A 15,024-nucleotide genomic window follows, 5' to 3' on the forward strand; every position below is an offset into this window, starting at 1 on the left:
TCGATCCAAAGCGCCCTGTTTTTTCATAGACAGGAGACAGAACTGATGCAACCCACCGCAATTGACAGCAAAAGCAAAAGCCACGCAAACGAGCGTATCGCTTTTATCCAGGCCTGCTGGCACAAGGATATTGTCGATCAGAGCAAAATCGGCTTCATCGCTGAAATGGCCAATCATGGCTACACCGAAGCGGACATCGATTTCTTCGAAGTCGGCGGCGCGTTTGAAATCCCGTTGCACGCCAAACTTCTTGCCAACAGCGGCCGCTATGCAGGCGTCGTCGGCGCGGCACTGGTGGTTGACGGCGGCATCTACCGCCACGAGTTCGTCGCTCAGTCCGTGGTCAGCGCGCTAATGCAGGTGCAGCTGGAAACCGAAGTGCCGGTGTTCTCGGTAGTCCTGACTCCGCACCACTTCCATGCGGGCGAAGAACATCAGAAGTTCTTCTTCGAGCATTTCCTGCACAAAGGTCAGGAAGCAGCAAAAACCTGCGCCGACACCGTGGCCAAAGTGCGTGCTTTGCGTCGGATTGAAGGGCAGAAGAAGGTCGGTTAATCCGGCCCCCAAGCCCGTAGGAGCGCGCTTGCCTGCGACTGGATTTATCAGGCAACATTTATGTTGGCTGACCCGACGCAATCGCGGGCAAGCGCGCTCCTACAGGTCGACGGCGACTCAAACCAATCCATCCGCCTTAGTGGGCACAATCAATATCCCGGCCCGCAAGCCAACCTGCACCCGAGGATTGGGAAAGATAATCCTCGCGCCCTCTTCTTCCACCACCCAGCGTGAATCGCTCAGGTCGTCCGCCAGCAGGTAGCCTTTATCGAGCGGCGAGAAGTTCTCGACATCCAATGGCAAATGCATTCGAAAAGCATCGCTTTGTTTGATGATTTCCCGCGCCACACTGAATAGCTGCAAACCCTCAAGGTTTTCATCCAGCTCCGGCTCATTGCCTTCGATCATCTGTTCCAGGCGCGTGCGCAGCAGCGTCAGGTTGACCTCGGCGTTGCGCCCGAAAGGCCGCGCCTTGCCCAGTTCAAGGGTGAAAGACTCGGCGCCCAGTTTGTCGTAGGTGTAAGCGCTGAACACGATGGATGACTTGTTCTGCAGCAGCACCGCTTGCATACCCGCTGCACGCAGCCGGGCCAGTTGCTGCCGGGAATGCTCGCGGCCTTCCTTCCAGGGATAGAGTGCGAACTGCTCGATCTTCGAACCACGGATGGCGGTATGCAGGTCGTAGTGCAAACGATAGCGGTCCGGCACGCTGAAAAACGTCGCCGCCAGCCGTTCCAGCTCACAGGCGCGCAGGGCTTCTGGGCCACCGCTGAGTTCGTGCCGGCCGTTGAACAGCCGGTTTACATCTTGCTCGACATAACGCTCGCCCCGGCGCATGGCTTCGGGGTTGCCGAACAGAAAAAGAATACGTGCCCGCGGTTTTAGTTCGCTGCGGGCAATGCTGCGGATCAGGTCATCCAGCAGCTCGATGGGAGCCGTCTCATTACCATGAATGCCGGCCGACAACAGCAAATCAGCGCCGTTGTCCCGGTCCTGAGGCGGACGCACTTCAAGCGCCCCCTCACTCAACCATCGCAGACGCACGCCGCCGACAGTCGTTTGAGTCTTTTCCGCTGGTTCACGTCCAGCCAGGGTCAGGTCAAGCAGTTTGCCGAGGGCGAGCATGGGCGATTCCTGTTTTTAATCGTGTTGGCAGTCCGGACCATGCACATGCTCTTCGTCGTCACCAACGTCGGCAGGTTCCATCTCCAGCTGCAGGCTGACCAGGTTGGTGGCCAGTGGGCGCAACAGCAGGTTGGCGTATTCGGCATCACCTTCTTCTACATCAACGCCGATCAACAGCTGGCCGCGGCCGTCGTGCTGGATCCACAGTTCCTTGCCCTGCCACATGACGGCGACGCGGGTGCAGGAAGTTTCCAGCTGAGTGCCATCGGTGTCTTCAAGGATTAATTGCAGGGTGTCGCTCATGATCGGGATTCTCTATGTTCAGACAAGTTGGAAAGGATAGACCGCGCCCAGTTTAAGGATTTGCGTCAGTTCATCCAGTGCCGTGCGGCATTCAAGCAGCAATTGCGGGTCGGTCAAGTCATCCTCGCTCATGCGATCGCGATAATGCTTGTCGACCCATTGAGTCAGCGTGGCGTACAACGGCGCGGTCATGATAACCCCTGGATTGACCGCCGCCAGCTCGGTTTCATTGAGCGCGACGCGAAGACGCAGGCAAGCCGGCCCTCCGCCGTTCTGCATGCTTTGCTTGAGATCGAAAACCTTGACCTCGCGGATCGGCCCGGTACCCGCCAGCAGCCCTTGCAGGTAGCGCCAGACCCGCTCGTTGCTACGGCACTCTTCGGGCACGATCAGCAACATAGAACCATCAGCACGGGACAAGAGCTGGCTGTTGAACAGGTAGGAACGCACGGCATCTTCCACCGAGACCTCAGCCCGAGGCACGCAGATGGCCTTGAGCTGGCCGCCACAACGGCCAAGCTTGTCCTGCAGTTCACCCAGCAGCCGCTCCGTATGGAGGAAGGCGTCCTCGTGATAGAACAGCACTTCGCCGTTACCCACCGCAATCACGTCGTTATGAAACACGCCCTGATCGATCACAGCCGGATTCTGCTGGCCGTAGACCACGCCGCTTTCACTCAACCCATGCAGGCGCGCAACGGCCTGAGAGGCTTCGAGAGTCTGGCGGGCCGGGTACTTCTGCGGCGCAGGATAGCGACTGTCGAATGCGCTGCGGCCAAACACGAAAAACTCCACGCCCGCGTCGCCATAGTCCCGGCACAAGCGAGTGTGGTTGGCAGCGCCCTCGTCGCCAAACTGGGTCACAGACGGCAACGCGCTGTGATGGGAGAAGTGTTGCTGGTCGGCAAACATCGCCCCTAGAACCCGGCTGGTGGTGGGATGCTCGATGCTGCGGTGATATTTGCAGGCCAGGTTGGCGGCGGTGAAATGCACGCGGCCATCGGCGGTGTCCGCGCTTGGACTGACGGTGGCGGCATTGGCCACCCACATGCTGGATGCCGAGCAACTGGCAGCCAGCAATGGCATGGCCTGCTTGGCCGCCTGCTCGATGACCTGTGCATCGGTGCCGGCGAAACCCAGCTTGCGCAAGCCAGCCACATCGGGACGTTCCTGAGGGGCCAACACACCCTGAGTAAAGCCCATATCCATCAGCGCTTTCATCTTCGCCAGGCCTTGCAACGCCGCTTCGCGAGGGTTGGAAGACTGCTGGCAATTGCTTTGCGATGCGACGTTACCGTAGGACAACCCGCCGTAGTTATGGGTCGGCCCGACCAGGCCGTCAAAATTCACTTCGTATGATTTCATCGGCTCGGCTCCGTGGATCTTTTTTATAAGCGTAGGGTTCAATCATCGCTTTGCTGACTGGTGCAGCTCCATTAACAACACCCAATTTTCTGTTAGAGCCCCCTCGGTACCCCTGACAGAGCGCTGTCTGGAAACCGACATCGCACCTGTAGGAGCGCGCTTGCCCGCGATGACGGCTGCACAGACTACAAACATGCTGGCTCCAGAATCGCATCGCGGGCAAGCGCGCTCCTACAGAATGGGTCCACCTGAGATAACTGAGTGCCGGCTCCTACACGTCCTTCATAACCGCACACCAGGCGTCAGGGTTGCAGGCAATGTCAGACTGCTGCTTTCCAGTGACGCCACCGGGTACGCGCAGTAATCCGCAGCGTAGTACGCGCTGGCTCGATGGTTGCCAGATGCGCCGACTCCGCCAAACGGCGCGCTGCTGGCTGCGCCGGTCAGTTGCTTGTTCCAGTTGACGATACCCGCACGGCTTTCCAGCCAGAACTGCTGATAGCGCGCTTCGGAATCGGACAACAGACCCGCCGCCAGCCCGTATTGCGTGTCGTTGGCCAGCGCAATCGCGCTGTCGAAATCAACGTAGCGGATCACCTGCAGCAATGGGCCGAACAGCTCTTCATCGATAGGATCACTGACCTCAGTGACGTCAATGAGGCCCGGCGTCAACAGCGCCGCCTTAGTTTGCGGTTGAGTCATTTCCAGCAACGCCACAGCACCGTTGGCAATCAATTGGCCCTGAGCAGCGAGCAACGCACTGGCTGCCTGCAGCGAGATGACCGAGCCCATGAACGGCGGCGGCTGCTGATCGAACGCACCGACCTCAATGGTCCGCGTAACGTTCACCAGCCGTTGAAGGAAAGCATCGCCCCACGCCCCTTCAGGCACCAGAAGACGACGGGCGCAGGTGCAGCGTTGCCCCGCCGAAATGAATGCCGACTGAATCACCGTATAAACCGCGGCCTCGACATCCGCCACCTGATCGACCACCAGTGGATTATTGCCGCCCATTTCCAGCGCAAGAATCTTGTCCGGCCGACCGGCGAATTGCTGGTGCAGCGTATTGCCGGTGCGGCTGGAACCGGTGAAGAACAAGCCGTCGATACCCTCATTAGCCGCCAGCGCCATGCCGGTTTCCCGAGCGCCTTGCAACAGGTTGAGGACGCCCGCAGGCAACCCGGCTTCGATCCAGCATTTGACCGTCAGCTCAGCCACTTTGGGTGTCAGTTCACTGGGCTTGAACAGCACAGCGTTGCCCGCCAGCAACGCCGGGACGATATGCCCGTTAGGCAGATGCCCAGGGAAGTTAGACGGCCCGAAAACGGCGACCACGCCGTGGGGCTTGTGACGCAAAACGGCGGTGGCGTCGCCCAAGGGGCCGCTCTTCTCGCCGGTGCGCTCACGGTAGCTTTGAATCGAGATCGCGATCTTGTTGACCATGCTGGTCACTTCAGTCATCGACTCCCACAGCGGCTTGCCGGTTTCTTCACCGATGCAATGGCCGAGTTCATCAGCATGGGTTTTAAGGCTGGCGGCGAACGCCTCCAGCACGCCGATACGCTCATCCAGCGGGCGCTTCGCCCATGCCGGGAAAGCCTGTCGCGCGGCTCGCACTGCCTGGTCAACCTGCTCGGCGCTTGCGCCTTGCCCGGACCACAAGACCTTCTGCGTCACAGGGTTGAGGGATTCAAATGTTTCGCCCTGCCCGGCCTGCCAGGCGCCTGCTACATAAAGTGTGTTCATCAATTAACCTCCCGGGCCGGCGACAACGCAACCGCCCGCACGCTATCACCCGCGCTCAAGCGCAAACGCTTGGCGGTAGCAGGGTCGACTACCAGGGTGCCGGCGGCAAAGCGCGCCGCAGCGACCGTGATCCGGCAATCTTCACGCCTACGGTTGTGGATCAGGAATGGCGTCGCGTCATCACCCGGCGTGCCAATGGCCAGCACCAGGGGCTGACTGTCGCGCACGGCACGGATCTTGGCGGTCTCGCACTCCACAGCGGGGCCGGCGTCAAAAATGTCGACGTAGCCCTGGTAGCTGAAGCCTTCCGCCTTGAGCATCGTCAGTGCCGGCTCGGTATCGGCATGCACCCGGCCAATGACGTTGCGCGCATCTTCAGAGAGGAAGCACGAGTACAGCGGAAACTTGGGCATCAGCTCGGCAATGAAGGCTTTGTTGCCGACGCCGGTCAGGTAGTCCGCCTGGCTGAACTCCATTTTGAAGAAGTGCCGCCCCAGACTTTCCCAGAACGGCGACCGACCATTTTCGTCAGACATGCCGCGCATTTCAGCGATGATTTTGTTGCCGAACAGTTGCGGAAACTCGGCAATGAACAGCATGCGCGCCTTGGCCAGCAGACGTCCGTTCAGGCCATTGCGGTAGTCGCTGTGCAGGAACAGCGAGCACAATTCGGAATTGCCGGTCAGGTCATTGGCCAGAAACAGGGTCGGGATTTCCCGATAGATGTTCAGTTCTTGCGAGGCGCTGACGGTCAGGCCCACTCGATAGTTGTACCAGGGCTCGCGCAGGCCGACGGCACCGGCGATAGCGGAGATACCCACCACACGGCCATCGTCATCTTCCAGCACGAACAGATAGTCGGCATCGCCGCGCCCCGCCTCACCGCGAAAGGTCTTTTCCGCCCAGCCTACCCGATGCGCCAGACGCTCTTCATTGGCGGGCAGGGTCGTCAGGCCAGCGCCTGTGCTGCGCGCCAACTCGATCAGCGCGGGCAGATCACTGCTGCTTACGGGACGAACGATCATGCTATCTCCTCAAAGCCGCTTCCCTCGGGAACCGGCGAAACTCGCTAAACCTGCAATTCACGGACGAGCCGCGTATCAGACCGCCACTACCCGAACGCTGGCACCTTCACCGACACCCAACGCCTCGGCAGCAGCCAGGCTCAGTGCAACCGACTTGCCCGGTGCCCAGTCCAGCTCCAGCAGAATCGCCCGGTAATCCTGAAGCAGGCCGTTGGCGACCAGATATAAACGGCCGCCGGAACCTGTGTCGGTGGATTTCTCGGAATCTAGGCTGACCGGCACCAGCCGGCTTTGGGCGATGGAGCGAATGCCTGAAACCCGTGCGTGCAGCGTCGGGCCGCCATCGAAAATATCGATGTAGTGATCGGTTTCGAAGCCTTCGCGCATGAGGATGTCGAAAGTGATCTGTGCCCGAGGATGGACCTGACCCATGGCCTCCTGGGCCGCGTCCGGCAGTAGCGGTACGTAGATCGGGTAATGCGGCATTAGCTCGGCAAGGAAAGTCCGGCTTTTCAACCCACACAAACGCTCGGCGGCGGCGTAATTAATATCGAAGAAGTTGCGGCCAATGGCGTCCCAGAAAGGCGAATCGCCATTCTCATCGCTGTAGCCAACGATTTCGGTCACCACCGAATCAGCGAAGCGCTCCGGATGGCTGGCGACAAACAGCAGCCGGCCCCGGGAGTTGAGTTCCGACCAGGGGCTGCCCACCAGTTCCGGCACCACGTAAAAGCTGGTCAGCAAGCTGTTGCCGGTCAGGTCGTGACATTGAGAGAGCACGTGAATCTTGTTGTGGATTTTCAGTTCGCGGGAGGCGTGAACGAAGGTCTCGTTGCGAAAGCTGTAGAAGGGTTCGGAATACCCTGCCGAAGCAACGATTCCGGAACAGCCCACCAGTCGGCCGCTGTCGCTGTCCTCAAGGACAAAGAAATAGGTTTCTTCGCCATTGAAGCTGACTTCAGCCGCGAACGACGCTTCCGAGGCGGCGATCTTGTCGCCCAGGCGGCCAGCGTCGTCAGGCAGGGACGTGACACCGATCGGACTGTCGGCAGCGAGGCGTTGGACCTCCGCCAGATCAGCCATTTGCGCGGGGCGCATCACGAGCATGGTGCCACTCCTTACCAGAAACAGACCGGTTGAACCGGCTCAGAAAAAAAAGCCCAAAGGGCAAGAGGGGCAGAGAAACAGCCGCAAGCTTCAAGCTTCAAGCTTCAAGCTTCAAGCTTCAAGCCAGAAGCCAGAAGCCAGAAGCCAGAAGCCAGAAGCCAGAAGCCAGAAGCCAGAAGCTCAAAACTCAGACTTGGGTCAGCTTGGCCACAGCCCGTTCGAAACGGTCCAGGCCTTCGTCGATGTCCGCGTCCTCGATCACCAGACTCGGTGCGAAACGCACAACGTCAGGACCGGCTTGCAGAATCATCACGCCTTGATGCTCGGCAGCGTTAAAGAAGTCCTTGGCCTTGCCTTTCCAGGCATCGGCCAGGACGCAGCCGATCAGCAGGCCCATACCGCGAACTTCAGTGAACACGCCGTATTGCTGGCCGATCTGTTCCAGACGCGCTCGGAATTTCGCGTGTTTGGCGTTCACGCCGTCGCGCACTTCCTGAGTGTGAACCACATCCATCACTGCGTTGCCCACCGCGCACGCCAGGGCGTTGCCGCCGTACGTGGTGCCATGAACGCCGACGGCGAAGTGCTTGGCGAGCTTTTCAGTGGTCAGCATGGCCGCCATCGGGAAACCGCCGCCGATGCTCTTGGCGCTGGAGAGGATGTCCGGCGTCACGCCGTAATTCATGTACGCAAACAACTGGCCGCTACGGCCCATGCCGCTTTGTACTTCGTCGAAGATCAGCAATGCTTTGTGCTCGTCACACAGGCTGCGCGCGCCTTGCAGGTACTCCAGCTCAGCTGGCAGCACGCCGCCTTCACCCTGAATCGGCTCCAGCACCACGGCGCAGGTCTTGTCCGAAATAGCAGCTTTCAGAGCGGCCAGATCATTGAACGGCACGTGAGTGATGCCGGTGATCTTTGGCCCGAAGCCATCGGAATATTTCGACTGACCACCCACGGTAACGGTGAACAGCGTACGGCCGTGGAAGCTATTAAGTGCGGCAATGATTTCGTACTTTTCCGGACCATACAGATCGTGGGAAACCCGACGGGCCAGCTTGAATGCGGCTTCGTTGGCTTCAGCACCGGAGTTACAAAAGAACACGCGCTCGGCGAAAGTCGCGTCCACCAGCTTTTTGGCCAGGCGCAGGGCTGGCTCGTTGGTGAAGACGTTGGACACGTGCCAGAGTTTGTTGGCCTGCTCAGTCAAAGCACCCACCAGCGCCGGATGGCAGTGACCCAGTACGTTGACGGCGATCCCGCCGGAGAGATCCACCAGCTCACGGCCCGACTGATCCCAGACCCGGGAACCCGCACCGCGCACGGGGATGAACCCTGCTGGAGCGTAATTAGGGACCATTACCTGGTCGAAATCGGCACGTTGCACCGCAGCTTGCTCAACGGACATCGGAGTCTCCTGAAGAGGAACGCTCGCCTGAAACTGGCAAGCGATGGGAGGATTGTAAGGACTGATTACGTCCGGGCCTTGCCGCGAGGCGACAACTTGTTACAGCCTAAAACCGGGTTTTTCGCGGACTTTCGGCAATGCGACATTAACCGTCGCAAAGGCGCAGTTTAAACGTTGCGGGCGCAGAGTTGCAGATACAGATTTATTTGATTTGGGTGGATACATTTCCCTGTAGGAGCGAGCTTGCTCGCGATAGCTCAAACGCGTTTCACTTTAAATCGCGTTCAGCCTTATCGCGGCATGGTTATCTAGACACCTTTTTCGAATACATATCCGTTGCTGCGGTAACGGATATGTACACAAAAACCTCAGGAAAATGTATAGACACTCATGCCGCGATAAGGCTGTACGCGGTTCACTTTAGATCGCGTCGCCCTTATCGCGGGCAAGCCTCGCTCCCACAGGGGAAGGTCGCAAACTCTGTGGGATCACCCCCGCTCAGCCGGCACCGATGACAACTCAAACGGGCTGCTGCTGCGGCGCTGGTTACGGTCTTCCCGGGGGGTTGCGCCAAAGAAGTTGCGGTAGGCGCTGGAGAAGTGCGGGCCGGACGAGAAGCCGCAGGACAGACCAATCTGAATGATCGACTTGCTGGTCTGCATCAGCATTTGCCGGGCCTTGTTGAGGCGCAGTTCAAGGTAGTACTGGCTGGGAACACGGTTGAGGTACTGCTTGAAGATCCGTTCCAACTGACGACGCGATACGCAGACATGCTGAGCGATTTCGTCGGTGGTCAGCGGTTCTTCAATATTGGCCTCCATCAACAGCACCGCCTGGGTCAGCTTCGGATGGCTGGAGCCCAGTCGATTCTGCAGCGGAATGCGCTGGCGCTCGCCGCCTTCACGAATGCGCTCAACCACCAGCTCTTCAGAGACCGCACCCGCCAGCTCGGCGCCATGATCACGGGCCAGCACCGCCAGCAGCAGGTCGAGGACCGACATGCCACCGCAAGCCGTTAGCCGGTCCCGATCCCAGTCGAACAGATGGCTGGTGGCGATCACCTTGGGGAAGCGCTCGCTGAAATCATCCTGCCAGCGCCAGTGTACGGCCGCCCGATAGCCATCGAGCAAACCCAACTGCGCCAGTGGATAGACACCGGCTGACAGGCCGCCGATCACGCAACCGGAACGCACCAGCTGTTTCAGCGCCCCCGCCAGTGCAGGACTCATGGCCGCTGGCGGTTCATCGGCCAGCAGGAACAGTTTCTGACAGCCCTCGAGGCGTCCGGTCCAAGGTTCGCCGGGCAATTGCCACGCACCTTCAGCGGGTACTTCGGCTTGCAGGAACGACAGTTCGTAGAGCACTTCCGGATGGACGCGCTGAGCAACACGCAAGGCTTCCTCGGCCAGCGCCAGCGTCAGGGCTTTGGTACTGGGCCAAATGAGAAAACCAATTCTATGGGCGGTCATGGCGTGCAATCCGGAGCGTATCGCTGTTGTTAAAACTGTCTGCACAGCTTATGGAGTGGGCATCACAACACCCGGGCTGAATCTGCTGCAATCAGGTCAGCTCGCTTGCCGCCCAGCATGACCTGTTCCCTCTTGAAAGGCATCGTTTAAACGACACTTTTCGTTACTTCAAGCTACCTGACAGGAACTGCTGCAAGCGTTCCGACTGCGGATTGACCAGCACTTCGCGGGGATCGCCCCGCTCTTCGACAACGCCTTTGTGCAGGAAGATCAGCTGATTGGAGACCTCGCGGGCGAAGCCCATTTCGTGAGTCACCACCACCATGGTCCGACCTTCCAGAGCCAGCGCCTGCATGACTTTGAGAACGTCACCGACCAGCTCAGGATCAAGGGCCGAGGTCGGCTCGTCGAACAGCATGACTTCCGGCTCCATCGCCAGTGCCCGGGCAATCGCCACGCGCTGCTGCTCACCACCGGACATATGCCCCGGATACGCATCCTTGCGGTGCGCCACGCCAACCTTGTTCAGGTAATGCTCGGCCTTTTCCAGCGCCTCTTTCTTCGAGATACCCAGTACATGGACCGGGGCTTCGATGATGTTTTCCATCGCGGTCATGTGCGACCACAGATTGAAATGCTGGAACACCATGGACAGGCGAGAACGCATGCGTTGCAGTTGTTTAGGGTCCGCAGCTCGCATGCTGCCATCCTTAGTGGCTACCAGTTTCAGCTCTTCGTTATTGAGCAGAATCTTGCCGGCATGAGGCTGCTCCAGCAGGTTGATGCAACGCAGAAACGTACTTTTACCCGAGCCGCTGGAGCCGATGATGCTGATCACGTCGCCAGCCTTGGCCGTCAGGGACACACCCTTGAGCACTTCATGGCTGCCATAGCGCTTGTGCAGGTCCTGGACTTCCAGTTTGTTCATGCTTTCGGTTCTCACAAATGGGTCAGTCATTGAGCAGGCGACCCTGACGTCGTGCGGTGCGGCCCGCCACTTTGGCCAGCCAGAAACCCGGTTGGGCGTAACGCAAGCGCTCGATGGCGAAGAGCACACCGGCAGTGTTGGAGCACACGGTGCTTACGCGATCGGACAGTGGGTCGATGACTTCAAACAGCGGCTCGCCCACTTCGACGTCAGCGCCCGCCTCACGCAGGAACGTCACCACGCCGGGATGCGGCGCGAACAACAATTCAGTCCCTTCGAAGGGCATGCCTTCACATTCTTCGTGGGCCGCCGGCGGCCAGTCGCCACTGATGAAACCCTGCTCGGCCAGGAACGCCAGAATCCCTTCAGCATGGGTTTCGGCTTGTGGCTTGCCCGTATCGGCCTGACCGCCCAGCTCGATGGTGGTCGCCAGACAGGCCAACGGAATCTGCGCGTCAGGAAAAATCCGCGACAGGCGCAACCAGGGCAGCGAACAGGCTTCGTCAAACGAGCTGCCGCCGGAATCTTCCGCGAGCAATGCCACCTGCACATTCAAATACGCGGTCAGCGAACGCCATTGCGGCCAATGCTGGGGCAAGGCGTATATGTGCAGCGCGGCGTCAGCGTCACAATGCAGGTCGAGCACCACATCAGCCGTGCAGGCATGGCTCAACAGAATCCGCTGCATGCCGCGCAGCTCGCTTTCCGCCGGCGGGAGATTCTCCAGCGCGGTGGTCATGGCCTGACGAATCAGTTGCACGTTACTGTGCGGATCATCACCCAATAGCCCTTCAAGCAACTCGGCGACCGGTTCGCTCAACTCGGAAAAGTCCCGATTGAAGTTCTTGCCGCTGCCGAACTCGAAGCGGCCTTGATGCGCGCCTTGCAGCAACTGACCCAGACCAATGGGATTGGCCACCGGAACCAGTTCGATGACACCTTTCAAAGCGCCCTGCTCTTCCAGCTCGGCCAGACGCTTTTTCAGCTCCCAGGCGGTACGCATACCGGGCAACTCGTCGGCGTGCAGGCTGGCCTGGATATAGGCTTTACGCTCGCCGCTGCCGAAGCGAAATACACTCAGCTGACGCTCGGTGCCGAGGGTGCTCCACGGCAATACATGATCGGTTCTTTGCATGTCAGGCCTTCCGGGGCGCGAGATAGCCCAGCCAGCGACGTTCCGCCAGCTTGAACAGTCGCACCAGAATGAATGTCAGGCACAGGTAGAACACGCCTGCGGTAATGAATGCCTCGAAGGGCAGGTAGAACTGGGCATTGACCGTGCGGGCCGCGCCGGTGATATCGATCAAGGTCACAATGGACGCCAGACTGGTGGTCTGCAGCATCATGATCACTTCATTGCTGTACTGCGGCAGCGCCCGGCGTAGCGCCGAAGGCAGCAGGATGCGGCGATACATCTTGGACTTGGACATGCCCATGGCCCGAGCCGCTTCAATCTCGCCAGAGGGGGTCGCCTTGAGGCTGCCGGCAATGATTTCGGCGGTATAGGCGCTGGTATTGATGGCGAAGGCCAAACAGGCGCAAAACGTTGCGCTGGACAACCAGGGCCACAGGAAGCTTTCGCGGACGGCGGAAAATTGCGCGAGTCCGTAATAGATCAAGAACAATTGCACCAGCATGGGCGTGCCACGAATCACGTAGGTGTACAGCCAGGCAGGCATGTTGACCCATGGATTTTTCGAGACCCGCATAAGACCCAGCGGCAGCGCCGCCAGCAAACCGAATGCCAGTGAAATCCCCAGCAGCTTGATGGTCATCAACATGCCGGCAAAATAGAGCGGCAGGCTTTCCCAGACGACGTTGAAGTCGAAGATCATAGGTCAGCCGCCTTTACGCCTACCGAGTAGCGCTTTTCGACGAAGCGCAGGGCCAGCAGCGAAACACTGGTAATCACCAGGTACATCGCGGCCACTGCGAGGAAGAAGGTAAAGGGTTCACGAGTGGCGTCAGCCGCCTGTTTGGCCCGGAACATCATGTCTTGCAGACCGACCACCGAAATCAGCGCCGTAGCCTTGGTCAGTACCAGCCAGTTATTGGTGAAGCCGGGGATCGCCAGACGGATCATCTGCGGCACCAATATCCGGAAAAACACTTTGAAACTGCTCATCCCGTAAGCCATGCCTGCTTCGGCCTGCCCCTTGGGAATCGCCATGAAAGCGCCACGGAAGGTTTCCGACAGATAGGCCCCGAAGATAAAGCCCAGCGTCCCGATACCTGCTGCCAGCGGGCTCAGCTCGATGTAGTCGTCATAGCCGAGCATCGGCGCGACACTGTTGAGCGCGCTTTGGCCGCCGTAGAAGATCAGCAGAATCAGAACCAGATCCGGGATCCCGCGAATCACCGTGGAATACAGATCACCCAACGCCGCCAACCAACGCACCGGCGACAAACGCAGCGACACGCCGATCAGGCCCAGGACAATTGCCAGCGCCATCGACGAGAGCGCCAACTGCAACGTCAGCCCTGCGCCTTCGAGGATGACAGCCCCGTAGCCTTTCAACATGTTGTGCGGTCCTCATGGGTGTAAAAAATGGCGCTAGCCGGAGGCCTGTAACGGCCAATGGCTGCGCCATCCCGGACGACGTGTTTACTTGCCGTAAACGTCGAAGTCGAAGTACTTGTCTTGAATCTTCTTGTACTCGCCGTTGGCACGGATCGCAGTAATGGCAGCGTTGATACGCTCCTGATTGGCCTTGTCGCCCTTGCGCACGGCAATGCCGATGCCATCGCCGAAATACACCGGATCAGTAAACGCCGGGCCGACAAAAGCATAGCCCTTGCCCAAATCGGTTTTCAGGAAACCGTCCTGAAGCAGGGTAGCGTCAGCCACGGTACCGTCGAGACGACCGGCCTGGATGTCCAGATAGATTTCGTTTTGCGAGCTGTAGGATTTGATCTCGGCACCCAGCGGCTCGAGTTTTTCCTTGGCGAAGCGGTCGTGGATCGAACCACGCTGTACACCGATCTTCTTGCCCTTCAGCTCAGCAAGGCTGTCGCTGATCGTGGTGCCATCCTTCATAACCAGACGCGCCTGAGTGCTGTAGTAGCGATCAGTGAAATCAACGGACTTCTTGCGGTCTTCAGTGATGGACATGGAGGACAGGATCGCGTCGATCTTGCGCACTTTCAGCGCAGGGATCAGGCCGTCGAACTCTTGCTCGACCCAGACGCACTTGACCTTCATTTCGGCGCACAGGGCGTTACCGATGTCGTAGTCGAAACCGACGATGCTGCCATCCGGCGCCTTGGAAGCGAACGGAGGGTACGCTGCTTCGATGCCGATTTTCAGAGGTTTTTCATCAGCGAACACTGGCTGAGCCAGGACGGTCAGGGCCAAAGCACCAAGAAGCATGAGCTTTTTCATTGTTAGGACTCCGTCGGTAAAACACGACAAATGGCAGAGTGAGCAAGGGCCCAATATGCGAAGAGGACGATTGGAAGTAGACGCCTGACGCTGGTGCCGGTTTCCGGCCCGGCAAGCCTTCGGCGAGTGACCGGCATTTTAACCACAGGCCTGAAGTCGATATTTCTTCAATGCGACAAGTAGTTACAAATGCATCAAGAAGTGACGCCCAGCTAATTGACAACAATCCGAGGTTATGCAAATGGATCGAAGGCGTAACCTGTGACTACAGCAAGATACGCGCCCATTATTGGCAAAGCCTTGTAATACGGCAAGCGCAGCGTTGACGCATGGCTAATTGCCGGGTGCTTTTGCAGCAAACTCCTACAGTATTGGGAGGGATCGCCCCACAAATGGGCGGTGCGTTACCTGGTTTAGGGCTGGGTAACAGATGGATATATATCTTGGTTGGCCGGAAGACTGGCGTCGCTCCTATCGCGGGCAAGCACCGCTCCCACAGGCTAATGAAGTGCGCCCCAAAAGTTGGACAGCTGTTGGCTAGGCTACCGTGGACTGTGTTCTGTACGCTACAGGGCTCAGCCCACCCAGCTTCATCTTGATTCGATCATGGT

Annotated in this window: 15 protein-coding genes; 1 reads left to right on the forward strand and 14 read right to left on the reverse strand. The window is 59.0% G+C overall.

Annotated features, from left to right (window positions below):
- Nucleotides 1-45 precede the first annotated feature (45 nt).
- Entirely contained in the window at nt 46-555 is a 510-nt protein-coding gene (locus IV01_RS22515) for a 6,7-dimethyl-8-ribityllumazine synthase (RefSeq protein WP_032625519.1), read from the forward strand.
- Nucleotides 556-672: 117 nt separating this feature from the next.
- Here IV01_RS22515 and astE read toward each other — a convergent pair whose 3' ends face one another.
- The 14 genes from astE to IV01_RS27345 form a co-directional block, all read right to left on the reverse strand.
- Complete coding sequence (astE, locus tag IV01_RS22510; protein WP_032625521.1) at nt 673-1,680, reverse strand: succinylglutamate desuccinylase; 1,008 nt, start codon at nt 1,678-1,680, stop codon at nt 673-675.
- A gap of 15 nt (nt 1,681-1,695) precedes the next feature.
- Nucleotides 1,696-1,983: a hypothetical protein gene (locus IV01_RS22505; protein ID WP_032625524.1), complete on the reverse strand. Its 288-nt coding sequence runs from the start codon at nt 1,981-1,983 to the stop codon at nt 1,696-1,698.
- An 18-nt stretch (nt 1,984-2,001) separates the two neighbouring features.
- Complete coding sequence (astB, locus tag IV01_RS22500; RefSeq protein WP_032625526.1) at nt 2,002-3,348, reverse strand: N-succinylarginine dihydrolase; 1,347 nt, start codon at nt 3,346-3,348, stop codon at nt 2,002-2,004.
- A gap of 282 nt (nt 3,349-3,630) precedes the next feature.
- Complete coding sequence (astD, locus tag IV01_RS22495; protein WP_195758737.1) at nt 3,631-5,097, reverse strand: succinylglutamate-semialdehyde dehydrogenase; 1,467 nt, start codon at nt 5,095-5,097, stop codon at nt 3,631-3,633.
- Nucleotides 5,094-6,119 carry an arginine N-succinyltransferase gene (gene astA / locus IV01_RS22490; RefSeq protein ID WP_032625530.1) on the reverse strand — a complete coding sequence of 342 codons (1,026 nt, stop codon included), beginning with the start codon at nt 6,117-6,119 and terminating at the stop codon, nt 5,094-5,096. The genes astD and astA overlap by 4 nt, the downstream gene beginning before the upstream one ends.
- 75 nt (nt 6,120-6,194) lie before the next feature.
- A complete protein-coding gene (gene aruF, locus IV01_RS22485) occupies nt 6,195-7,226 on the reverse strand; it encodes an arginine/ornithine succinyltransferase subunit alpha (protein ID WP_032625532.1) in 1,032 nt (343 codons plus the stop codon).
- A 187-nt stretch (nt 7,227-7,413) separates the two neighbouring features.
- Nucleotides 7,414-8,634: an aspartate aminotransferase family protein gene (locus IV01_RS22480; RefSeq protein ID WP_032625535.1), complete on the reverse strand. Its 1,221-nt coding sequence runs from the start codon at nt 8,632-8,634 to the stop codon at nt 7,414-7,416.
- Nucleotides 8,635-9,122: 488 nt separating this feature from the next.
- Entirely contained in the window at nt 9,123-10,103 is a 981-nt protein-coding gene (gene argR / locus IV01_RS22475) for a transcriptional regulator ArgR (protein WP_032625537.1), read from the reverse strand.
- Nucleotides 10,104-10,266: 163 nt separating this feature from the next.
- Nucleotides 10,267-11,031 (reverse strand): ABC transporter ATP-binding protein, encoded by a 765-nt coding sequence (locus IV01_RS22470; protein WP_032625539.1) that lies wholly within the window; start codon nt 11,029-11,031, stop codon nt 10,267-10,269.
- 22 nt (nt 11,032-11,053) lie between these two features.
- The gene (locus IV01_RS22465; protein ID WP_032625541.1) at nt 11,054-12,166 is read right to left on the reverse strand and encodes a succinylglutamate desuccinylase/aspartoacylase family protein; all 1,113 of its coding nucleotides are present in this window, start codon (nt 12,164-12,166) and stop codon (nt 11,054-11,056) included.
- Nucleotide 12,167: 1 nt separating this feature from the next.
- The gene (locus IV01_RS22460; protein WP_032625543.1) at nt 12,168-12,866 is read right to left on the reverse strand and encodes an ABC transporter permease; all 699 of its coding nucleotides are present in this window, start codon (nt 12,864-12,866) and stop codon (nt 12,168-12,170) included.
- The gene (locus IV01_RS22455) at nt 12,863-13,552 is read right to left on the reverse strand and encodes an ABC transporter permease (RefSeq protein ID WP_032625545.1); all 690 of its coding nucleotides are present in this window, start codon (nt 13,550-13,552) and stop codon (nt 12,863-12,865) included. The genes IV01_RS22460 and IV01_RS22455 overlap by 4 nt, the downstream gene beginning before the upstream one ends.
- An 84-nt stretch (nt 13,553-13,636) precedes the next feature.
- Nucleotides 13,637-14,413, reverse strand: coding sequence for an ABC transporter substrate-binding protein (locus IV01_RS22450; RefSeq protein WP_032625547.1), 777 nt, complete (start codon nt 14,411-14,413; stop codon nt 13,637-13,639).
- Between the two features lie 537 nt (nt 14,414-14,950).
- On the reverse strand, nt 14,951-15,024 hold a 74-nt coding region (locus tag IV01_RS27345; RefSeq protein WP_418903503.1), incomplete at its 5' end, for an IS3 family transposase.

It is taken from the genome of Pseudomonas syringae (assembly GCF_000737245.1).
Classification (GTDB): Bacteria; Pseudomonadota; Gammaproteobacteria; order Pseudomonadales; family Pseudomonadaceae; genus Aquipseudomonas; species Aquipseudomonas syringae_J.